This is a genomic window from Longimicrobiales bacterium (assembly GCA_029245345.1).
GTDB lineage: Bacteria > Gemmatimonadota > Gemmatimonadetes > Longimicrobiales > Gaopeijiaceae > CALFPJ01.
In genome coordinates this window covers 666,710-689,242 of sequence record JAQWPM010000012.1, presented here as the reverse complement: position 1 = coordinate 689,242, position 22,533 = coordinate 666,710, and the positions used below count along the sequence as shown (strand labels likewise).

Genomic DNA, 22,533 nt, shown 5'->3' with positions numbered 1-22,533 from the left:
GGCCGCTGCACTAAAGGACCACCGCAAACACACGCACCTGTCCGCCTGACCCACCTTCGATCTTGATGGGTGCGACGATCAGGTAGGCGCCCGACTCGGGCAGCGCACTCATGTCGGCCAGGTTCTCAAGGTGGAATCCGCCCGACCCGTTCACCACGCCGTGCGTAGGGAAGCTGTTCGCGTTCCCTGGATCCACACTGCCGGTGTCGACCCCGATACCAGCGATGTCTCGCTCGCTGATCAAGAACTCCGCGGCCTCGACGGAAAATCCAGGAAAGTGGAGGTGCCCGTCCTCACCGCGATTGTAGTAGGCATCACCCTGCGTCCATCGTTCGGGCCAGCCGGATCGCATCAAGACGATGGCGCCCGTCGGGATCGCTCCATGAGCGGACTCCCAAGCTTCGATATCAGCGACGCTCACAGCGTAGTCCTCATCTGCCTTTGCTTGAGCCGTCACGTCGATGACCACCGCTGGGCCGAAGAGTTCGGACGTCCGTACGAGATCGACTGATGCCAGTCCCTTGCCGCCGTGCACGGGTGCGTCGAAGTGTGTGCCGAAGTGTTCGGGTACCGCGTAGGCCGCCATGGACGGAGCGCCGTCGTCATGAGCGGACAATGTGTCGTGCAGGAACGGACTCGTAGGAGACCCGGGCCAATACGGTGCCTCAGCGCTCACGGCGTGCGTGAGGTCGACCACGGTCATGTCGTCTGCAAAGAGAGAGGCGAGAGTGTCTACCGGTGCCTCAGGGGCTGCGCAGGCGGCTGACGCCATCGCGATCACGACCATCACGCCTTGTTTCATGTGCTGTTCCTTTTGTCGGCCAAAAGCACAGCGATCAATCGTCCTGGTCCATGCACACCCTTTACCAGTATCTGCCCGATATCCGCGGACTTCGACGGGCCGGAGTGCAATCCGACTGCGGACGGCAGATCCTTACCCAAGGTGGAAAGGGCCTGATACAACATCGGGAAAATCATCTTCTCTTCGACCCAGACGACGTGCACGGGCGGGAGCAGTTGAGCCCGCCGTCCGTCCTGAGGGGTCATGATGAGCGAGCCGGTTTCAGCCACGGCTCCGTACGCCAGTGAAATGCCGACATCGGAGTCGGCAGGATCCGCTGACTTGAGCACCAATTCCGGCGACTCAGCGCCGACCGTTGTGGGCCCTCGAGCCAGCCTCCCCATCGAGACCGCGTCATACTTGGACACGAAATCCCTTACCCATGCCGCAGCAACCGCGTCGTCGTCGAACCGCACGACCTCTCCACCTGCGGCTTCGAACAGCTGTATGAACCGGTCTACCGCAGGACTGTCTTCACCTTCAGACCGCCATCCTCCAAACGGACCTGGATGAGCCTCCTGTTTCCGTTCGGCCAATGCCTCACGCACACGGCCCAAGATTCGATCACGAGCGCTCATACGATGCCTTCCTCCCACATCTGCATGAAGCTCTTTGCGCTTGGCTCAGGTGCGGCCCGCTCAAGGACCCAACCACTGAGGATGGGTAGGGCTCGACCGCCCAACTCGAGCGGAGCACGACGCATGATTGCGCCGGCGGTGTTGAAGAGATTGGGTCGTTGGGCCAAGGCGGAGTAGGCCTTAAGTCCCAAGGTCTCGGACTTCGGTGCGAGTCCTGCGGTCACAGCCTTCTCGCGCCAATGGACGAGCAGGTCCGGGATCGGGATGCGCACGGGACATACGTCCGCACAGGCTCCGCACAGGCTCGACGCGTGAGGCAGCGGCATCGACTCTTCGAGTCCCAAGATTCCGGGTGCGATGATTGCCCCGATCGGGCCAGAGTAGGTCCAGCCGTATGCGTGGCCCCCCGTTTGGCGGTACACCGGGCAGATGTTCAGGCATGCACCGCACCGGACACACCTCAATGCCTCCCAGGCTTCGTCGTCGGCGAGCAGCTTCGTACGACCGTTGTCGACGAGGACGACGTGCACTTCTTCGGGCCCGTCCGGCTCATTGGCCTTCTTTGGTCCCTGGATGAGCGAGACGTAGTTCCCAACCGGCTGGCCGGTGGCTGCGCGTGACGTGAGCTGGACGAATCCAGCGACGTCCGTGAGCGTAGGTACGAGTTTCTCGATGCCAACGAACGCGACGTGAACTCGAGGCAGCGATGTAGAGAGCCGGATATTTCCCTCGTTCTCAATGAGCGCGATGGTGCCGGTATCAGCTGCCATGAAATTCCCGCCTGATATGCCGAGGTCGGCAGCGAGGAAGTCCTTACGCAGTGCCTCCCGGGCGGCAGCGGCGAGCTCGTCTGGCTCAGCGTTCACCGGTGTTCCGAGACGTTCGTGGAAGAGCTCGCGGCAGTCCTCCAAGCTCTTATGAATCGCTGGCCCGACGATGTGACTTGGAGGCTCGCCCAGAAGCTGAAGGATGTACTCGCCCAAGTCGGTTTCCCGGACGTCTACGCCGAGCTTCTCGAGGTGCGGGTTCACCTGCAGCTCTTCGCTGAGCATGCTCTTCGCCTTCACGGCGCTCTTGATGCCGTGCTCCCTGATGATGCCGGCCAGGATCTCCAGGGCATCTTCTGCCGTCTCGGCCCAGTGCACCTTCGCGCCGTTCGCGATCAACTGCGCTTCGGCTTCTTCGAGATACGTATCGAGATGGGTCAGGAGGTGCGTCTTTACGTCGCGGGCCCAATCTCTCCATCGCTCGGAATCAATCTGAGCGAACGCTTCGACCCGGTGCGCGTCGAACGTGAGTGTCGCCTTAGTGACGGAGTCACGGACCTGAGGTTCCTCGCGGATCGTCCGAGCGGCCTCATTCCGGTACTGACCCGGAGTGGATCCGCAGCTCATGTGCCCACTCCTTCCCAGAGGAGACTGGCAAGGTGTTTGAACGGCGGCCCGACGCTACGGCGGGACGCTCGTCCTGACATCTGCATGAGGCACCCCCCGTCCGTTGAGGTGAGGACATCGACCTCGGGAAGCGTGTCCAGTTTCCGGTCGGCCATGGCTGCTGATGTCTCCGGGAGCTTTGCACTGAAGAGTCCACCGAAGCCACAACACTCTTCGTCGGCCTCCCACGGCACGACCTCGGCCCCGCAGCCACGCAGCAAGGCGAGTGGTTCATCTCGAACGCCGAGCTCTCGCAGGGCATGGCAACTGTGATGGTAGGCGATCTGCCGACCCTCCAGCCCCTTGCCGAGCTTCGTTACGCCCATGACCCGCACCAAGAACTGGGAGAGCTCGAATGTGCGCTCGACCAAGTCCGGTACCGTTTCGTCCTCTGAGAGGAGGTCGGGATAATGGGAGCGCATCATGCCCACGCAGCTACCGGAGGGAAGAACGATGTAGCCAGAGTTGCTGAAGACCGTCGCCGTGTGGCGAGCCATGTCACAGGCCTCGGCTCGCCGCCCCGCGTTGTAGGCGGGCTGGCCACAGCATGTCTGAGCCTTCGGAACATCGACCTCTACGCCGAGGTGTCGAAGCAGCCGCACAGTGTCCGCGCAGGCATCTGCATAGAACTGGTTGGCGAGACACGTTGCAAAGAGGGAGACCTTCATGCGTCAGAGCCCGGGCCCGGCACGCAGGGTGTCCGTCGCAAGCGGTGCGATGTCAGGCGCGGTGGGAGCATCCATGATTTCAAAGACAGCAGAGTTCCCTCCGTCGTGGGCAAGTCGGTAGCGCTCATCGCTTAACAGATAGAGCGAGAAGCGTGGGTTCCGAAAGGGCTCCACAATCACCCAGCGCGCACCGAAATGGTCGCGCAGCACTTCGTGCGTATCGGTGGCTAGTCCTGCATTGCACGGGAACGCATCGCATGTCCACTCGACGTTGATGTCTGCCGAGATATAGAAGTACTCCCAATAGAACCGCGGCTCGTGAACAAATTGGAAGATTGGGTCCATTCCCCCGATGTACAGATTTTTTCGATTGTGCGCGAAGAGCGGGCCGAAGTTGTCCCAACGAGCGTGGAAGACGACTTCTCCTGGTTCGCTGTTGTCTTCCACGAACTGTGCTGCTGATTCGAGCGTGTCGGGGTCGAAGGCGACCTGCGTGACGTTGAGTGTGTGCCTCCAGCCACCCCAGGCGAGGTGGAGGGCCACAGCTACCCCGACGAACTGCTTCATGCTGCGCCGGTCGTACACGTAGGCGACGTGGGTCCAAAAAATGGGGAGCCCCAGGGCACCGAACGCGACCCACTGAACCATCGCCCGGCGCGCGGACACCGTGGCGAGTAGAGCGAATGCGACGGAAATCAGCAGGGACGTGAGAAGGAGCGTCCGCTCTTCAGGAGGGACGTCCTGCAGTTTGTTCTTACCTAGATAAGTCACTACGCCGACACACGCGATGAGCCAGACGATGAAGAAGAGCCACGACGTCTGAAGCAATTCCATGAATGGGATCGGCAACAATTCGGCGGCGAAGAGGAGCGGTTCTTGTGTGGCTTTCTGAGCGAAGAGTCGGATGATTTGTACGTTCGCTAGCGCGCCTGCCTCGATGGGGTGAGGCCTAAGGAGCCACCCCGCGACCGTGCCGAGGAAGACCGCGGACACCGCAGCGGCCGGTGCGATGCTCTCTCGGGCCTTCGGAGCCCCGATCACCGCTTCCAGGTATCGGACCATGACGTAGGCGATGACGATCCCGGGAGCCATCCAGAACAGACTCAGATGCAGCCAGGTGATGAGCGCGCTTACCAAGAAGGCGGTTCGCGCCCGCCCACGGACCAGCAGGGAAAGCAGCGCGAGCGAAGCTGCCAGCGACATCATGTGCGGCCGCAGCATTAGGTGTCGGAAGAACACATTTGGCACGCCGATCATGAAGACCAGTGTCCACCAGGCGGCACCTGGGACGGCGTGGCGGTTGAGGATCCAGAAGAAACAGACCGCGAGCGTCGCCGTGAGCGTGAAGGCAGCGAGCCGGATCGCCCACTGAACGTCGCCCACCACTGTGAAGGGCATGAGTGCAGCGTGGAAGCCCCACCACATGTCCGCGCCACGGTCGGCAATGATGGACTGCGTCGCCCACGGCAGCCCCGTGTTGAAAATGCCGCCTTCGGCGTACGCGAAGGCATGACCCATGTGATAGAACGCGTCGAGATCCGCAATTTGCGGAAAGAGCGACAGATGTCCGAGGACGACCGTTAGTGCCAGGACGCCGACGGACAGCGCCGACGTGCGGGAGGTCACTCCGGTGACGATCCCGGCTTGGTGTCGGTTGTGACCTCGAATCCGAGTTTCTCGTAGAACTCGCGCGAGACGGACAGGTCCTTCAACGTCAGGCTTACGGAAAACGCTCCTAGCGCCATGCCTTTCTCCTTGGAAAGCTCGCTACGCGGCCTTCAACTGCTTGAGGTCCTTGAACCGGATCAGCTGTCGGTTCTCCTCATCCCAAAGGGCGAGGCTGATGAGCTTCAGAGTGTCCTTGAAACTCACCTTTGTCACACCGTGGAACTCTGGGTTCTCGTCGTGAACCTGCTGCAATTTGTAGTTCGGGATCCGCGCGCTCATGTGGTGCACGTGGTGTACCCCGATACTCGATGTCATCCATTGGAGCACCTTGGGGAGCACGAGGTATGAGCTGCCGTACAGCGACGCATCGTAGTAATCCCAGTTTTCATGCGAGTGCCAGTACGTGTGTTCGAATTGGTGTTGCACATAGAACATCCAGATCCCGAGCGATGACGCAGCGAACTGAATCGGAATTTGGATGAGGAAGAAGCGCTGATACCCGACGAGCGTGCCACCGAGGACTACCGCTGCGAAAATCGCCACGTTCGTCCACCAGACACTCTTCCACGCCTTCTTCCAGTGGTCCGGGATGTCATAGGGATACCGATGTTTGAGCCCGAAGAGGTAGATGGGACCGAGCCCGAACATCACGAGTGGGTGTCGGTAAATTCGATACCGAAGACGTTCCGCGCGCGACCAGGACATGTACTCTTTAACGGTGAACGTGTCGACGTCCCCGAATCCTCTGAAGTCGAGGTCGCCGGAGTGCGCGTGATGGTATGCGTGCGTCCGCTTCCAGTAGTCGTAGGGCGTCAGCAGCAGAACGCCGATGAACCTGCCTACCCAGTCGCGAGCCTTTCGTGACTTGAAGAAAGACCCATGGCCGCAGTCATGCTGGATCATGAACATCCGCATGAGGAAGCCAGCCGCGGGGACGGCGAGTAATAGCGTGAGCCAGTACCCGACCTCGAGGCTGCGCAACATCGCGTACCAGAGGGCGGCGTATGGAATTAGGGACGTGAAGATCTGCGTTACGCTTTTGGGTGTGTCGGCTCCCCAGTATGGACTGAGGACTCCGTTCCACTTTTCGATCTTCGCACGATCGGGCTTGGGGTGATGGCTCATCGCCTGACTTCTTCTCCAGGTCTGTAGCGTTCTAGGGTTGTCCGCTCGATGTCACTATCGGCCCAAGAGACTCTCTTCATCTCGCCTCGGGCGAACAGCACTGCTTGGTCATCGTAGTGCGGGGAGTCTTCGCGTGCAGTTTGGCCGTAGGACAATACCGTGTACGCCCTGGGAATGTCACCGAATTCCACTGTGAAAATCCAGGCGTCTCCGCGATTGGCTGCGTAACGCCCGGGGCTCACCCGGTTGTAGGACAGTGTCCTGAAGCAGCCCAGGGTGGGTTCACACCCCGACACCGGCAGGTCCACATCGCCACGAATGACCCGGTGGACGTCTCCCCATTGCGCGTCGATGTCGACGCCCTCGGTGGCCAGGGACGACAGTGCTCGCTCGAGTGCGGCGACTCCATTCGCTGCGTTCCCCAGCCCGAATGGTGTCGTGGCTGGCCGGGCGGGGTCCCAGAATTGGGTCCACAATTCGGTAGTGTCTTCGTTAGCGAAGTAGAAGTTCGACCACCGTTTGAAGAGCACGCCGCCCCGACTTTCGGCTGCTGCCGTTCGGTCCCATGCACCGAGGACATTGGCTGCGTCCTGAAGCTCTCGTCGGCCTGAGTCCCTAATGGCTTTGAGCAGGTCGTCCAGGATTCGCTCCGCCATGAGCATGCGCGGAGAGTGTTTCAGCTCAACCACGTCTTCTAGGCTGAGTTTCCGGTCGTTGTGCACGAGGTCCAACGACAACTGACTCCGAAGACGCAGGCGCGGTGCAGGCAGGTTCGCAGCGACCGTGTCTCGATCGAGTGGCACGTTGAGGTTGGTGTAGTCGGGTGTGTCGTTCGTCTGCGACACATACCCACCCGGAGGATTCACGTAGAGCGGGAGGTCGTCCCAAGGGACGAGCTCCGACCAGATATCCACGGTGGTCGCGGCGAAGGCGGCGGTGTCCCCGGTGACTTCGTGGGGAAGGAGGGGCAGTCGAGCGTTGTAGTAGTGAACAGCGTTCCCGGCCGCATCCGCGTAAGTGAAGTTTGAGCTCGGGTGGGCGCGCATGTGCATGACGTCAAGCCATTCATCAAGCGACTCGGACATCATCATCTTCAGGAATTGCTCGCCGCGCCGGAACTCGCCGTCTCTCGGGTCCTTGAGGACGTAGACTCGGTCGTCGGTTCGGTGAATGACCGGGCCGTGAGAGGTCCACCACGTCGACCGGGTATCCGACGCGACAGTACCGTTGACTTCCATGTAGTCCACGGTCGAAGTGCGCTCCGTGAGCGCGAGTGGCTGTCCGTCCAGTACTGCGTGGTTCTCTAGGGTCGGATGAGCCTCCAGTGCGTAAGCTTGGGAGTACCTCGGGTAGTTGTTGGTCGTCGCCCAGCCCAGGTGTTCGTTGAAGCCGCCGATGATCCCGAACGCGCTCCCGATCCGGAAGTCTCCATAGAACTCGATAACGCCAGGTACGCGAACATGTGCTTCGTAGTAGGTCGAGCCGAGGCTGCGCGTGAGCAACTGCGCGTCCGTCGCCCAGGACAGGTGCGGGTTTCGGAGCAGGATCGCATTACCGGATGAGGTGCGTGTACCCGAGAAGGCCCATGCGTTTGAACCGTCGAGGAGGAACGCAGTTTCGGCGGCCTCGTCTTCAGGGGCGGGCGCTGGCGGCATGCCGTTCGATTCGAGGGTTCTGACGAAACGGGCGGCGTCGGCACGGCTCCACGTTTGTACATCCCTCGCGAGTGCGTCCACACCGGTGAAGTCTGGACGAATCCAATCGGAAAATTCGTCTGCATGGTGGCGGATGTAGTGGTTCACACCTTCTGCGAAGCCGGAGTAAACCGCTTGGGTGTTCGGATCGAGGCGACTGAACGTGCGGACAGCTCGGGCGTGTACCTCCCGTGACGTGTGGTCCGCGTCGAGGGCGTCTTCTCCTGTGAAGCGAGAATACGTACCGCGGCTTTCGATCAGAGAGGTCGCGATGGACGCCGAGAAATCTTCGGACTGCACGTATCCCAGGCCGAACCCCATGGCCTTCAGGTCGTCCGCCATGATGTGAGGAATTCCGTACTCCGTCCGGATGATTTCCACGCGAGCGGCTAGCGCGGATCCAGAATCGGCCACCTGGGGCGTTGCGAACGCCAAGAGCAGTGCTGTGATCATACAGTCCTAAGTTGTGTGCAGTGTGGATCGTCTCGGAGACGTATAATCTCCGGCGTTAAGGGATACGGGACCAGAAGGGAAGTTGCACACCAATGTTTCCCACGGGACCTGGGGCTTGAGTCCCAGGCTGAGGGTCTTCCGGCGCGACGTGGAGGACCACGTCGCTGTCGTACTCGACATGACGATGCCGGTCCTCATCACCTCCGGCTATGCGTGCGAGAGTGCCCAGAAGAAGTTCACGGACAACGAGCTTATCGACTTCTTACAGAAGCGGCTCTTACCTAAAACCTGAGTTCCCCCCGCAGGCAGTGAAAAAGAAAGCGGCGAGCCCGGAGCGTCTCCAGGCTCGCCGCTTTCTTTCCTAGTTGGCTTAGTTGCCCTCGAGGATCCTATCGATCTCGGTGGCAACGTCCCGCAGATGGATGCGCGTCATACCGTCTCCCGCGTTCCCGATAGCCGATGTCACGGAGGAGTTGAGGTCTTCCAACGTCGCGCGCATGACACCGCGGATGTCGGATGTCCACCCGCCAGGTACCGGGTTGTTCGCCCGGGTCAGCTCGGCCTCCGTCGGATTCAGCCGATTGTTGACCGTCTCCAGGAATGCTCTTTGGGTATTCCGTCGGTAGGTGTTGATGCGCACGGAGCCGTCGTCTAGTTCATCCCAGACACCCGCCACGAGATCGTCCATTAAGTCGGCGATGCTGTACTCATCATCTGGGTCGTCTGATGTCGCTTCGAACTCGATGAGGCGCTCAAGCTTGGCTTGGCTCATGAGGCTGTTGAGGACCCGGCTCTGCTGTGTGCGGAACCGCGCGACCACACCAGTCGGCTCCATACGGCGCAGCATGGCCTCATCCAGGAACATCTCCGGTACGTGGAACGATGTCTCGGTCAGGTACTCGAGGGCCTCACGTTGACGGTCTTCAGCGACCGGCGTGAACCGCGGGCCGGTGCCGTATCGCTCCTGCGTGATCGCGCCACCCACCAGGGCTGCCACGTGGTTCATGTATCGTCCCCACTGGCCAACCGCCTGGCCATACATGTTCTCCAACTCAGCGTAGCTCTCCTGGGGCTTCTCGGTGGCGTCCAGCATCATGTCCATTACGCGTTCGAGATTCATCATCCCGTACGTGGTGGATTGTACCGCGTCTGCATCACCCACGGCCTCGGTCAGTGCCTCCGGATCTGAGCCCGCTGCGTCCGAGGTCGTGAAACGCAGCCACGGGAAGCGATCCTGCTGGCGCGCCCACTCGTCGAGCGTCGCACCCTCATCGTCCGGCGTGCTGGCATCTGGGATCGACCCGTACCCCCAATTCACCGCGAAGTCATCGTAGGGTCCGACCTTCGGGATGAGCATGTCGAGCGGGATGTTGTCTTCGGGTTGCGCCACGTAGTTGAAGCGCGAGTAGTCCATGAGGGTCGAGACGTGACTGCCTCCCATCCGCTCGAGGAAGCTGGCGCTTCGGAGTGAGTCCGCCGGATACATGGCGGAGGCCTTCATGTTGTGGGGAAAGCCGATGGAGTGACCGATCTCATGTGTCACGACGTACTCGACCAATTTGCCCATCAAGGAGTCGGGCAGCGGCAGAGTCTGGGCACGTTCGTCAAGCGGCCCGACCTGGATGAAGTACCAGGCCTTCTGCAGGTCCATGATGTTGTGGTACATGTTGACCTCACCCTTCAGGATCTGACCTGAACGGGGGTCTACGATCTGTCCACCTGTGGCATTCGCGACCGTAGATGGGCGCCAGTAAATAACCGAATTCCTCGCATCGAAGAGCGAGAAGTCCGGGTCCTCGGCTGGTGTTGGGGCGATACGCCCGAAGATCGCGTTGCTGAATCCCGCCTTCTCGAAGGCGGACTGCCAAGCGTCCACACCGCTCTGGATCCACGGCTTGAGCCAGTCTGGCGTCGACGGGTCGATCCAGTAGACGATGGGCTCGACCGGGTCAGAGATCTCAGCGTTCGGGTTCTGCTTGTCCAGGCGGAACCGGTGGATGAAGCGCACCTGCTCCAGCCGGTTGTCCGGTCGAGAGAAGTCGTACGACCGGCTCGAGTTGAATCCGACACGGTCGTCGTGCCACCGCGGCATCATGGGGTCTTCGGGGAGCCGGGCCATGCTGAAGAACTTCTTCACCGTCTGGAACTGATTGCTCCCGCTGCCTCCACGTCCACCACCCGGAGGGCCTCCACGTCCGCCAGTTGCGGCCGGAGCAGCGGAGCCACTCTGCGTGACTTGGACGTTTACCGCATCGCCGAACGACCAAAAGTCCTCAACCCAACTCCGACCGGCGTTGATGCCGTCGATGGGTCCGAACTGGGGGATGTTCGAGATGAATAGGCTGGAGACGTCCACCACGGCCGATCCGTCGTCGTTGAACGCTTCCACGCTGAGCCGGGCGAGGACGGGGCCCTTACGGAAGCCCGAAATCTGGCCCCAAATCGGCGAATCCTCGTCCGCGATCACGTCGTACTCTTTCGCGCGCAGCACCACATGTTCGTCGTTCAGCTCCCACTGCACGATCAAGCGTGGTCCGCCTCCGAAAAACGAACCCGGATTCTGAAGTGTGGACTCCACGGATCGTTGAATCAGCAGCATCTCCACATTGAGTTCGGACGTCGGGATCTCGAAGTAGAGCTTGTCATCCACCTCGTGCACATCGAACATGCCCAACTTGGTGACAGCATCTTCCGTGATGACCTCGGAGTATTCTTTGGGACCGTCCGAACTCGCCCCGTCGTCACCACCACCACCGCGTCCGCCGCCACCACCACCACGTTGCTGAGGCGCTACCACGGGTGTCGTCAGGGAGAACGCGGCCTGCGGGACCAGTAGCGAAGCACTGGTAACGAGGGCGACGAGAAGGATCTGAGCAAGTCGTTTCATGGTGCGGGAACCGGGAGTCGTTGTGTCGATCGTGCTGCTGCGAGTGCGCAGGGTAGAGGCGCTTTACACTCCCAGCAAGGCGATCGCGACTCTCCATGCCGTGTTGTCGTGCCACGCATCGATGAGGGCCAGGACTCCTACTTCGGCGAGATCCTTCGGTCCCTCGTCCGAGTCGAACTTGAAGAGGTCGGGGAGGTCGGACGCCTTGACCGGTGTGTCGGCTACATACATCTGCCAGGCCCCGGCCTCGAGGTACAGTTGGAGTGACACGCGCGAAGACATGGACGGAGGGACAAGCCAGGTGTGTTCGCCGATCCTTTGCCAGCCTTCCACTTCGGCGGGCTCCGGTTCTTCCTGGCTCGTGACGTAGATATTCCCGGGAAGGCCGCGCAGGGCTTCCATGATCTCAATCTGGGCATCGAGCAGCGTGTCTTGCGGCTTGGGACCCAGGTGCCACACACCTTCCGCGATGACCTCCGCACCCTGTGGCTTCAGTCCAGCACGGAAGGCAGCAGGCTCCAAAGAGGGACGGTATGAGTGGCCCTTCTCTCGGAGCTCAACGTTGTCCTCGGTCGGATGGAGCCCGCCGCCCGCGAAGACCCAGCGATATCGCGCGGTATCCGCGTTACCGCACGCCGAACAGGGTCGCATGTCTCCGTCCCGGAAAGCGATCTGCACACCGCTTGCTGTCGCGCGCGCCATGACATCGGCTCGTGATTCCGCCGCTCCAGTGACCTGACCGGACAACAGCGTCGCGACCAGTCCACCGGGATCTTCTAGGGTAGAGTCCGCGACGGAGGCCGGGACCAGAATGCGCGCTGCCCACCACTCGATGTCTTGGTCAGAAATCTCCCCGTGGCCACAGAACAGACAACGCGATCCTTCGATGGGTGGATCGGCGGGGTGGACCCAGTCGGCGCTGAATCGCTCATCCGTGATTTCGACGGCCAACTGGTAGATCCGTTCGCCGAGCACAGCGAGAAGGCGGTTCGCCCACGGTACTTCCTGCTGTTCCAGCGCGTGACCATTCGCTGGATCGAGGATCAAGTCGTTGAACGAGCCCATGCCACCGTAGGCGTCGAGCACGGTCGGGCTCAGGCCGCTCACAAGTGTCGTCTTGAGGTGGTCTCGGGCCCACTTGAGCCAGCGCGCCTCCCCGGAGTGCTCTAGGAGTCGGACGAGGCCCGCGAGTGCCTTTTCGGCCCGCCGGTCTGGCTGTTCGGTCATGGTGTCAGCAGCTCCACGGGGCGGTCCAGCCAGGTGCGAGGGTTTCCGGCCGCGACACAGGGGCAATCAGGATCGCACCGGGCGTTCCGAAAGTCACGGGCCGGCGCCGCAGTTACTCCTTCAGTCGCTTTAGTCTGCAATGTACCTTGTGACCATGATCAGTCTTCATCCAATCGGACGCACCGCGCGGGCGACCGCGCGCCGCTTGAGTCTTCTCGCTGCCTGTGTCGTACTCGCGTGCGGGGAAGGCAGTGGGACGGATGTCGCAACGATCTCTGTCAGCGTTCAGCCGACCGCTGCGCTCATCGTCGGGGTCGGCCGATCAGCGGACTTCGACGCCGTCGCCCGAGATGCTTCGGGCGCCCTCGTGTCGAGAACGCCGTTGTGGAGCTTGGCCGATCCTGAGGTCGCCTCTGTAGGGGTCAACGGAGTGATCACTAGTCTCGCGCCAGGGAAGACGACGGTGTCCGCGACGATCGATGGTGCGACGGGAACCGCGCAGCTCGAGGTCTACGTCCCGGAGGACGTCGCTGTCTATGAGCCGGGTGTCAGCTACTTCGGCCGCGGCCAGTATGTCGAGTACATCCCCGGTGAACTCCCGGTCGTCATTTCGTCGCCGCACGGAGGGGCGCTCACCCCGAACGAGATCCCGGACCGTACCTATGGTACAATCGGCTCCGATCGGAACACAGCAGAACTGACGGAGGCCGTGCGAGAGGCACTCATTGAACTGACCGGGTACGCCCCCTACGTCATTATCTCCCGCCTTCATCGGGCCAAGCTCGATCCCAATCGCGAGATCGTCGAGGCCGCCCAGCAGAACATTTACGCAGAGCAGGCGTGGCACGAGTTCCAGGACTGGATTTCGATGGCCCGGGTCGATGTCGAAGAGCGCTTGGACAGGGGCATGTACTTCGATATGCATGGTCACGGCCACGCGATCGACCGACTTGAACTGGGATACCTCTTGGGGGCGGACGAGCTGAACCAGGCTGACGCATTGCTCAACTCGCTGGCGGCAGTCGCGAGTTCGAGCATCCGTGACCTGGGCCGTGACTCGTCGCTTCCGTTCTCCCAACTCCTACGCGGGCCGCTGTCTTTCGGAGGATTTCTACAGGGGGAGGGTGTGCGTGCGGTGCCAAGCCCTGGCGATCCGAGTCCGGGGGCGGAGCCATACTTCACAGGCGGATACAACACCCGGAGGCACGGGTCGCGGACGGATGGGGAGTTCATCAGTGGCATACAGATCGAGCATCATTTCGATGGGCTGCGCGATACCGAGGAGAACCGAAGGGCCTATGCCGCGAAGCTCGCCCGGGTCATTCGCGCATTCATGCTCGAACACTACGGGTTCTTCGAGCCGGTAGGCGGCTGAAGTTACGGTCCTCTCGACACGCGGATGAGGTCAGGTTCCGCCGACATCGTCCCCGCGGCTTTGGGCTGTAGCATCATCGCCCTCTCTGACCCAGACACCCCGTAGCCAGTCGACGACGAGGGCCATCTCTGCCTCGGTGAGGATTTCGTCCATGCCGAATGCGGGCATGTCGTCATTGTCTTCGCCGTAGTAGTCAGCGTGCCCCGGGTCGTGAAGCATGCCGAGCATCCAGGTCCGTGACCCCCATCCGGTAAGCTCGGGGCCGCGCTGTTCCTGATTCACACCATGGAAGACGTGGCAATCCGTGCATCCGATGCTCTCGCTGCTCATGTCGAGTCGCCCTTGTTCGATCTCTCGAGAGTCGCTTGCGTCGAGTAGCGCTTGGCTTGGCAGCTGCGCCTCAGCGGAGAGAGCTTTGATGACCCGTTGCAGTTGAGCCACCTGGCTGTCGTCATAATTTGCGATCCTGCGCTCAACCACGCGCGACATCGCCCCCCGTCGGTGTGATGTGCCGCCGAAGTAGGCTGGCGACCCGAATTGTTCGGGGTCGAGCATGCCCTCGAGCCAGGCACGGCTCCCGAAGCCCGCCAGGTCCGGGGCGGACTGCGTGTCGGTTGGTGTGCCTCCCAATCCATCGAGGCCATCCACCCTATGACATCCAGAGCAGTGTGTGGAGAAGATCCGGGGACCTTGGGTGAGTGGGTCGGCGCGGAGCAGGGCCAACCCTCCTGCCGCCGGGATCCCGTGCTGGGCCGTGACCAAGATGTCCATACGCTCTGCCTGGGCGTGTGACTCGGCGGTCGCCGCCGCGTACTCAGGGTCTGCGCCGTCCTGGATCATTGCGAGGCGTGTCAGCCCCGCCATCGTAACCAGCAAAGCTGCGAGCGTTGCCAGATTGAACCGGTGCCCCCATCGCCATCGGGCGATGATCGGCATCGCTGCGAGGACGGTGAACACGAGGCCTGGAACGAGGTGTGCACCCACCACTTCGAGTCCTGCAGGGAAGTACTTCAGCCATTGGAAAAGAAAGAGGAAGTACCACTCAGGTCTGGCGGCAGCGTATGGTTCGGTTGGGTCGGCCGGGGCTCCCAGATCGGCGCCGCCGGTTGCCCACACGACGGCGAGCACCGCCAGCATCACGGCGAGAGAGGCCACTCCGTCACGGAGGACCTGCTCCGGCCAAAACATGCCGTCCGGAGCATCTTTGGTATTGGCCGTGGTCACGCCGTGTCGGCGAAAGAGGTAGACGTGGCCGACGATCATGAGGACCAAGAGGCCCGGTAGGACACCTGCGTGCAGCGCGAAGAATCGAGTGAGGGTTAGATGCCCATAGTCGACGCCCCCAATCAACAGGCGTTGCAGGCTCTCTCCCACGACCGGAGTCATGGCAGCGATGTTGGTGGCGACCTTGGTCGCCCAATACCCCTTCTGGTCCCAAGGCAGGAGGTAGCCGGTGAGTGACAATCCCAGGACCACGAGCAGGAGCCCGAGCCCGAACCAGAAATTCACCTCGCGCGGAGCTCGGTAGGCGCCGTCGATCACGACCTGCATGAGATGGACGACAAGCAGGATGATCGTGGCCTGGGCCATGTAGTGGTGGATGCCCCGGAGGACCCAACCGCCAAGCATCTGGTGCTGAATGAAGTAGACGCTCTCCCAGGCGCCTTGAGCGTTAGCGCTGTAGCTCGCCCAAAGCACGAGGCCGGTAACGAATTGGACGACGATGGCAAACGTCAGAGTGCTGCCCCACACATACCGCCAACGGGCACCACCTGGGATCCGCTCGAAAAGCACCGCACGAAGGAGCGTTCTGGCTCCGGTGCGATCGTCGAACCAGTCGAGGAGTGCTCTCATTGCACCGGGGTCTTTACGGTATGGCCCGCCTGAAAGCTCTGGAAGCGGACCCATATCTCGTCACCATTTCGCACTTCGACCTGCAGCGAGTCCATATCTCTGGGACTGGGACTCGCCGGGTCGTCGATGACTCCGGCCAAGTCGAACGAACTCTTGTGACAGGGGCACGTGAAACCGGGCCGGTCCTTCGCGATCCCCACGAAGCAGCCTGCGTGCGGACAGACGACGTTCAGAGCGTGTACGTCCTCTCCGACCTTTCGCAGATAGACCGCCCCGATGGGTGCGTCGCGGTGGATCGTCCACGCGTCGGTGAGGTCCGCGGTGATCGTGAATTTCTTCGGTGTGCCGTCGTTGGGGAGTACGGCCAGTGTGGTCACCCGACTCATTCCCGCCTCATTCCGTTTGCGTCGGAGAGGGTCCAGGAGAGACGTGGCACCTGACAAGACCGGCACGAGCGCGGCAACGGTCCCGACGAAGACGGCACTCATGCCCGCCAAGAAGGTTCGGCGCGGCTGTACCGGTGGGTTCTGTGTTTCCTCGTCCATAGCGGTCGTGTATTGAGTCGGGGGGTGAAGCTGGACTCGAATCGATGGCCGGCGGGTGGGAGGGAGCCGAAAAACGAACCCTAGCCTGAGGGTCGACTCCTCATTCGGCAAGCCCGCTGGCTCGATGGTGGTTCCCGGTCCAAGATTCGTGTTACGCCCACTTTTATGAAGCTGAGGACACTCCATGTGTAGCCTGTTTGCTGCTGTCTTTATCGTATTTGTCTCGCTTGGATCAGCCTCGGCACAGGAGTCTGTGCTGCTGACCCCCGACCGCGTGTTCGATGGCGAACAGATCAGAGAGGGGTGGTCGGTCCTCGTGCGCGGAGGTGCCTGATCGGTCCACCCAAGAGCCTGCGATGCCAGAGTCGGCGGCCGCTTGCGGCACGAGAGAGGCCGCCCGTTCAATGAGCTCGGCATCAATACCCACGTCTTGGCCCACCGATTTCATATCGGCGAGCGTGAGCCCACCAGTCCCCTCTTTGCCGGGCTGCTGAAGTTCGCTCGCCTTCCTTACAACGAGGGCGAACTCCTCATCGGAGTATCTACGATCGCTGATCGTGCTACTCCTGGTCGTGGACAGGGTCTGCCGTGAATACGAGGTAGGCGACAAGTAGCTTCTCTGGGCGGGAGAGGGGCGAAACAAAAGGGGCGGCAGGCCGAAGCCCACCGCCCCTCATGAAGACCGAGAATCAGTCGGCGATCAGCCGCCCGACTTACCCCCTCTTCCCCGGAAAGGGTGACGCCCCTCGCGAGTCGTTAGATCGATCTCCACCGACTCACCGTTCACAACAGCGCTAGCTGTTTCGTCACCATCGAACGTGATCGTCATGGTCATCGACTTCGTCTCCGTGCCGTCTGCATCCGTCCGCGTCGACTCCATAGCATGAGTGATCGTGCCAGAAATCGGGTAACGCGGGTCGGAGCCCGGAATGGGCACCACCACGTCGTTGTAGGTGATCGAGCCGGTCATCTCGTACGAACGGTTACCCTCGTCGGTGTGCCGGCTGCGACTGATCTTGCTCTCGCCTGTCCCGTTCACCGTACGGTGGGTTTCCTCACCTTCCAGCCCAGTGAGCGTCATGGTTCGCACTCGGTAGACCGAGGCGGCCCAGTTCTCGCGACTGACATCACCGCCTACCTCGGTCACGACCTCGATTCGTTCGGTCGTGAGGTCGTCCAATTCGGCTTGTTCGTTACCGACCGCATCGTAGAAGGTCCTCTCGACGGTTCCCGAGCCTGCATGGCCCAATCCACGGCGGCCACCGGCTCGACCCACCGCCTTTCCGGGTCCTCCCATCGCGCGTCCCATCTCGGCACCGGGTGCCCCGAAGCCGAACGGTTGAGCCCAGGTGTTCACGTCCTCGAGCGCAGCGTCAGCCGCAACGAGGGCCATGTCGCGCAGTACCGGATCATCAATCGACTCGATTCCGGTCATACTGTCGCATGCACTGATCGCCACTACGGCGGCCAGGGCCATCCCGACTGGGGTGAAGCCGGATCGTCTCATTCGCATTTTCTCGCCTTTCTCTTGATGTGGGGTTCGCACCTCCCCTTCCGGACCTTTGACGCCTGTGTACATAAAGATGTTAAATGTGGATGTATGTGCCACATGGCGCGCGCTGCGTCGAGTCCTCACCCCCGCCCGATCTCCTCAGCCGCCCGCAGCGACAGAGCCGAGAACGTCAGCGTGCCGTTGTTACATCCACCGGACACGTGCGTCGGTGCACCAACCACGAAGAGGTTTTCGTGATCGTGTGCGCGGCCCCATGAATCGACGACGCTCGTGCCGGGGTCGTCGCCCATGCGGCAACCTCCTGCCGGGTGGTCCTGAGTCGAGTCGACGGAGGTCCGCAGAACCCGTCCGCCACCAGCCCGCGCTACGCGCTCGAAGTTCTCACTCAGCCGGTCCTCGGTGTGCGCCCGTAGGTCACGAGACACAGGCGCGTCCACGAATTCCAGATTGGGCATCGGGTCACCGAATCGGTTCTTCCGAGACGAGTCCAGAACGATACGACTCGAGCGGTCCGGGATCACGTCGTAGTAGGAACGGAGCCGGGCGGTGCCCGTGGCTGTCCGCGACCGCCAGTCCGCCATGACCTCGTCGCCCAACATCAGTTGGCCGTCGGACCCTCGCATGCGTGGCCCCCGTCCCGTTGCGGACTCCCAGACCCGGAAGTCACTGCGCACGTAGCGCCCATTAGAGAGCCCCGGCCCGCCGGGAAGCTGAGGGCGTTGGAAGTACTTCGAGATCAGGCTGTGACCGTAGTACATGCCCGGCAGGAGCCGCATGGGCAGCTCGACCGTCGCGCTCACTGCGCGGTGGCCCGTCATGTAGCGACCCAGGGTACCGGATGAATTAGCGAGCCCGTCCGGGAATCGATCGTTGGCAGACAACATGAGGAGATGTGGCGACCACGTATACCCGCCCGCCAGTACGAACTTGCGAGCCCGGTACACGATGTCTGTGTCCGGATCGTCGTAGCTCCGTCCAATGGCTGCGAGAATGCGATCCGAGCCGGCTTCGAGCTCGAGGCGCCGAATGAGCGTGCCTGTCTGAAGCCGAATGCGCTCCGCGGCCAAGAGTTGTGCGAAGGTGAAGTCCGGCGAGTACTTCGCGCCCGTTGGGCAGATGTTACACGTGTCGCAGCGTGCGCAGACGTTCCGTCCGTTGTACGGCTCGGTGTTCTTCGCGACCGGATTCGCCCAGATCGGGATATCGGCGCCCTCGATCCATTCCTGAAGCCGTTCCAGCGTCCAGGTCAGCGGTACGTGCCGCATGGGGTAGGGTGCCCCACGCGGATCGAGTGCACTCGGGCCCTGCATGCCCGACACCCCCATGCGTTCTTCGGCCTCTTGGTAGTACGGGTCGAGGTCGTCGTACGTGATTGGCCAGTCCTCGTGCACACCGAACGTCGACTGCAGCTGGAAGTCTTCCGGGCTGTAGCGCGGCACCGTGCCGCCCCAGTGGAGCGCCTGGCCCCCGACCGCCATAGACCGGGACATGATTCCCATCGGGTGTTGGTCGTCGATGTGGTCGTTGTGCCACGGATTCTCGCCGTAATCGATGTACCGCTGGCGAGCGCGGGCGCGCTGGTCCGTCGGGGTCGAGTGCTGGCCAGCCTCGACGATCAGGACGTTGTCATCCGTGTTCGCGGTGAGTTTCTCGGCGACCATCGCCGCGGAGATGCCGCCCCCGATGATGAGAACATCGGTCTCGACCTGACGCGTGCGTCGCGCGCTCATCTTCGGCGCTCCGGTTCAGCCTGCGCTGTATCGATACTTCGGCAGCGACGCTCCGCGATGCGGCGATCATAGCAGCGGTCGATGGCGTCAGGTGAACGGAACCAGTGCGCCATGAGCGCGACCGCGATGTGCTGGGCACGCAGAGGGCTTGGGAGGCCATCGTCGGTGTCGAGGGTTTGTCCTTCTAAGAGTGTGCGCCGAGCGTCCATATCCAGGTCGGCGAAGCCGGTGCTCGAGCGTTGCTGTGCTTCGAGCTGAAGGGCTGCGAGCTGGGCGGTCCAGGCGGGGATGGGGTCCGGAGGGCCATACCGAATCACATCTGTACCATACCCGTGGTTCATCTCAGCGACGGGTTCGTATTCGTCTGCCCAGTATTCGAAGTCCGCCACGGCTTCCTCCCGGGCCCCTGCGCTCAGCTCCGAAGGAAGGACAACCTCTGCGACGGAGCGGAGGAGCGCGGGATCGAGGCGGCGGACCTGTCTTTCGTGGTCCGCCCCATCCATCGGTAACGCAGGCCCGACAACGACGGCGCCTAGCGCAGCGCTGGTGCGCTTAAGGAACGTTCTGCGGTCTTGGGTCATGCGGCTAGTTCCCTTCGGCTTTCAGTCCGGCCGTGAGTGCCCTGTGCGGTTGCTCGCTCCTTGGGGGCGTTTAGCCGTGCGTCAGAGATCTCGATGGTGGTCTTCATAAGGTTAGGCATATTTATGCACCCATAGTCCCATATAATGATTATGGGACAGTGGCTTCGTCGCAATCTGAGGGCAGGTGGCGTGCGGCCCCATACGCGGACGAGACGACTACTCATAGGCGCTCCGAAGTCCCCACTCACCTGAAACGCAACCGGGCCCCACGGATTTGACATGACGAAATGGGGCACGCCGCTTGACTCGATCGCTACCGTCTATGTCAGCGCCCCGAGCACTCATCGGGTGGGCAACGTGGATGACGTAGGACCGACACGGGAATCAACCAAGATGTCAGACTATAAGAGGACTCCAGAGGCTGTGGCTGCTCTGACCCCTGAGCAGTTCCGGGTCACCCAGGAAAGCGGCACCGAGCGGGCCGGCACCGGGCCTTACCTCGATAACAAAGACCCGGGCATCTACGTGGACATCGTGTCCGGGGAGCCCCTGTTCGCCTCGTCGGACAAGTACGACTCGGGCTGCGGTTGGCCGAGCTTCACCAAGCCTGTTCTTGCCGAACACGTGGCTGAGCTCCGTGATGAGACACACGGAATGACTCGCACCGAAGTGCGCTCACTCCACGGCGACAGCCACCTGGGGCACGTGTTCCCGGACGGCCCAGCGGATCGCGGTGGGCTACGCTACTGCATCAATGGAGCCTCGCTACGGTTCGTTCATCGCAATGACATGGCAGCGGAGGGCTACGGTGCCTATGTCGCCCAGGTCGAAGACCTGTCGCCCGACGGCGCCTGACGGCTGAGTACACCTATGCCCTCCGTTGACACATTCCAGTTCGACAACAGTTATGCGGCCGAACTCAAGGGGTTCTATGTGCCCTGGAAGGGTGAGGCCGTACCCGACCCGAAGATTGTCCAGCTGAATACGGAGCTATCGGCCGAGCTGGGGTTGGACCTAGAAGTGCTGGCCAGCCCCCAGGGGGCGGCGTTCTTCGCGGGTGTGGTCGCGCCTCCCGGTGCTGAGCCCTTGGCGCAGGCCTACGCGGGTCATCAGTTCGGTGGCTTCTCGCCGATGCTCGGTGACGGTCGTGCGCTTCTTCTCGGTGAACTCATCGACGGAGACGGCGTGCGCCGGGACCTTCAGCTCAAGGGGGCGGGCCGGACGCCGTTCTCACGCGGTGGAGACGGCAAGGCGGTCCTCGGTCCGGTGCTGCGTGAGTACCTGATTGGTGAGGCGATGCATGCTTTGGGTATTCCGACCACACGCGCTCTCGCAGCCGTCACCACGGGGGATAGCGTGTTCCGCGAGGGTCCTCAGCCGGGTGCGGTTCTGGCTCGGGTGGCCGCCAGTCACCTCCGGATCGGGACGTTCCAGTTCTTCTCCGCACGCCAAGAGATCGAGCGAGTTCGGCAATTGGCGGACTACTCCCTTCGGCGTCACTTCCCCGACCTCGCAACCGACGAGAACCCTTACCTCGCACTGTTAGGTGCAGTGAGCCAAAGACAAGCTGTCCTCGTCGCGAAGTGGCTGTCCGTGGGGTTCGTCCACGGGGTGATGAACACCGACAACATGACCATCTCCGGTGAGACTCTGGACTACGGGCCCTGCGCGTTTATCGACGCGTACGACACCGGGGCGGTGTTCAGTTCGATCGACCAGCATGGGCGTTATGCCTACGGCAACCAACCCGCGATCGCCCAGTGGAATCTCTCTCGCCTCGCCGAGACCCTGCTGCCGCTCATCAACCCGGACGACTCCGAAGATGCGGTCCGGATGGCTACAGAAGAGATCGAACGCTTCATGCCCATGTACCAGGCCTTCTGGCTTGCCGACATGCGGGCGAAACTCGGCCTGAGCCGTGCCGAAGACGGGGACCGTGGGTTGACCGAAGACTTGCTCGCTGTCATGCAGGCCCAGACCGTGGACTTCACCGGGCTGTTCCGTGCCCTGGCCCAAGTGCTCAGAGGAGACACGGCGGTAGCGCACGCGCTGTTCGACGATCCGACCGAGCTAGCGCCGTGGCTAGAGCGTTGGCTGGCCAGGTTGGAGCGCGAGGACGCGGACGCCGAGCTGACCGCCAGCGGGATGGACGGGGTGAACCCCATCTATATCCCCCGCAACCACAAAGTCGAAGAAGCCCTGCAAGCTGCAGCGGACTCGTCCGATTACGAACCGTTCAAGAAGCTTCTAGCCGTACTCGAGAATCCGTTCGATCAACGCGAAGGACTAGAGGGGTACGAAGGCCCCGCGCCCGAGAGTTTCGGGCCGTACAAAACCTTCTGCGGGACCTGATCCGGCTCC

Annotated in this window: 20 protein-coding genes; 4 read left to right on the top strand and 16 right to left on the bottom strand. The window is 62.0% G+C overall.

The window, feature by feature from the left end; genetic code table 11:
- Positions 1-10: 10 nt before the first annotated feature.
- From P8L30_06120 to P8L30_06085, 8 genes are read right to left on the bottom strand one after another with little or no spacing between them, the layout of a single operon-like run.
- A complete protein-coding gene (locus P8L30_06120) occupies positions 11-802 on the bottom strand; it encodes a cyclase family protein (GenBank protein ID MDG2239759.1) in 792 nt (263 codons plus the stop codon).
- On the bottom strand, positions 799-1,419 hold the full coding sequence (locus tag P8L30_06115; protein MDG2239758.1) for a lactate utilization protein: 621 nt from the start codon (positions 1,417-1,419) through the stop codon (positions 799-801). The genes P8L30_06120 and P8L30_06115 overlap by 4 nt, the downstream gene beginning before the upstream one ends.
- The gene (locus P8L30_06110; protein ID MDG2239757.1) at positions 1,416-2,813 is read right to left on the bottom strand and encodes a LutB/LldF family L-lactate oxidation iron-sulfur protein; all 1,398 of its coding nucleotides are present in this window, start codon (positions 2,811-2,813) and stop codon (positions 1,416-1,418) included. Before P8L30_06110 ends, P8L30_06115 begins: the two co-directional genes overlap by 4 nt.
- A complete protein-coding gene (locus P8L30_06105) occupies positions 2,810-3,520 on the bottom strand; it encodes a (Fe-S)-binding protein (GenBank protein MDG2239756.1) in 711 nt (236 codons plus the stop codon). Before P8L30_06105 ends, P8L30_06110 begins: the two co-directional genes overlap by 4 nt.
- A gap of 3 nt (positions 3,521-3,523) precedes the next feature.
- A complete protein-coding gene (locus P8L30_06100) occupies positions 3,524-5,146 on the bottom strand; it encodes a hypothetical protein (protein MDG2239755.1) in 1,623 nt (540 codons plus the stop codon).
- Entirely contained in the window at positions 5,143-5,265 is a 123-nt protein-coding gene (locus P8L30_06095) for a hypothetical protein (protein ID MDG2239754.1), read from the bottom strand. The genes P8L30_06100 and P8L30_06095 overlap by 4 nt, the downstream gene beginning before the upstream one ends.
- A gap of 22 nt (positions 5,266-5,287) precedes the next feature.
- A complete protein-coding gene (locus tag P8L30_06090; GenBank protein ID MDG2239753.1) occupies positions 5,288-6,313 on the bottom strand; it encodes a fatty acid desaturase in 1,026 nt (341 codons plus the stop codon).
- Positions 6,310-8,460 carry a penicillin acylase family protein gene (locus tag P8L30_06085; GenBank protein ID MDG2239752.1) on the bottom strand — a complete coding sequence of 717 codons (2,151 nt, stop codon included), beginning with the start codon at positions 8,458-8,460 and terminating at the stop codon, positions 6,310-6,312. Before P8L30_06085 ends, P8L30_06090 begins: the two co-directional genes overlap by 4 nt.
- Positions 8,461-8,542: 82 nt before the next feature.
- Here P8L30_06085 and P8L30_06080 point away from each other — a divergent pair, with 82 nt between their 5' ends.
- A complete protein-coding gene (locus P8L30_06080; protein ID MDG2239751.1) occupies positions 8,543-8,752 on the top strand; it encodes a hypothetical protein in 210 nt (69 codons plus the stop codon).
- Between the two features lie 78 nt (positions 8,753-8,830).
- Here P8L30_06080 and P8L30_06075 read toward each other — a convergent pair whose 3' ends face one another.
- The gene (locus P8L30_06075; protein MDG2239750.1) at positions 8,831-11,347 is read right to left on the bottom strand and encodes a zinc-dependent metalloprotease; all 2,517 of its coding nucleotides are present in this window, start codon (positions 11,345-11,347) and stop codon (positions 8,831-8,833) included.
- Positions 11,348-11,410: 63 nt separating this feature from the next.
- Positions 11,411-12,574 (bottom strand): hypothetical protein, encoded by a 1,164-nt coding sequence (locus P8L30_06070; GenBank protein ID MDG2239749.1) that lies wholly within the window; start codon positions 12,572-12,574, stop codon positions 11,411-11,413.
- A gap of 154 nt (positions 12,575-12,728) precedes the next feature.
- Here P8L30_06070 and P8L30_06065 point away from each other — a divergent pair, with 154 nt between their 5' ends.
- Positions 12,729-13,949 (top strand): Ig-like domain-containing protein, encoded by a 1,221-nt coding sequence (locus P8L30_06065; protein ID MDG2239748.1) that lies wholly within the window; start codon positions 12,729-12,731, stop codon positions 13,947-13,949.
- 30 nt (positions 13,950-13,979) lie between these two features.
- Here P8L30_06065 and P8L30_06060 read toward each other — a convergent pair whose 3' ends face one another.
- From P8L30_06060 to P8L30_06035, 6 genes are all read right to left on the bottom strand, one after another.
- Positions 13,980-15,803 carry a cytochrome b N-terminal domain-containing protein gene (locus tag P8L30_06060; protein MDG2239747.1) on the bottom strand — a complete coding sequence of 608 codons (1,824 nt, stop codon included), beginning with the start codon at positions 15,801-15,803 and terminating at the stop codon, positions 13,980-13,982.
- Positions 15,800-16,348, bottom strand: coding sequence for a Rieske 2Fe-2S domain-containing protein (locus tag P8L30_06055; GenBank protein MDG2239746.1), 549 nt, complete (start codon positions 16,346-16,348; stop codon positions 15,800-15,802). The genes P8L30_06060 and P8L30_06055 overlap by 4 nt, the downstream gene beginning before the upstream one ends.
- A gap of 232 nt (positions 16,349-16,580) precedes the next feature.
- A complete protein-coding gene (locus tag P8L30_06050) occupies positions 16,581-16,958 on the bottom strand; it encodes a hypothetical protein (protein MDG2239745.1) in 378 nt (125 codons plus the stop codon).
- A 90-nt stretch (positions 16,959-17,048) separates the two neighbouring features.
- Positions 17,049-17,855: a hypothetical protein gene (locus tag P8L30_06045; protein ID MDG2239744.1), complete on the bottom strand. Its 807-nt coding sequence runs from the start codon at positions 17,853-17,855 to the stop codon at positions 17,049-17,051.
- Positions 17,856-17,980: 125 nt separating this feature from the next.
- The gene (locus P8L30_06040; protein MDG2239743.1) at positions 17,981-19,591 is read right to left on the bottom strand and encodes a GMC family oxidoreductase; all 1,611 of its coding nucleotides are present in this window, start codon (positions 19,589-19,591) and stop codon (positions 17,981-17,983) included.
- Complete coding sequence (locus P8L30_06035; protein ID MDG2239742.1) at positions 19,588-20,172, bottom strand: gluconate 2-dehydrogenase subunit 3 family protein; 585 nt, start codon at positions 20,170-20,172, stop codon at positions 19,588-19,590. The genes P8L30_06040 and P8L30_06035 overlap by 4 nt, the downstream gene beginning before the upstream one ends.
- Before the next feature lie 393 nt (positions 20,173-20,565).
- Here P8L30_06035 and msrB point away from each other — a divergent pair, with 393 nt between their 5' ends.
- Together msrB and P8L30_06025 are read left to right on the top strand one after the other, a co-directional pair.
- Positions 20,566-21,027 carry a peptide-methionine (R)-S-oxide reductase MsrB gene (msrB, locus tag P8L30_06030; GenBank protein ID MDG2239741.1) on the top strand — a complete coding sequence of 154 codons (462 nt, stop codon included), beginning with the start codon at positions 20,566-20,568 and terminating at the stop codon, positions 21,025-21,027.
- 15 nt (positions 21,028-21,042) lie between these two features.
- Complete coding sequence (locus P8L30_06025) at positions 21,043-22,524, top strand: YdiU family protein (GenBank protein MDG2239740.1); 1,482 nt, start codon at positions 21,043-21,045, stop codon at positions 22,522-22,524.
- Positions 22,525-22,533 lie beyond the last annotated feature (9 nt).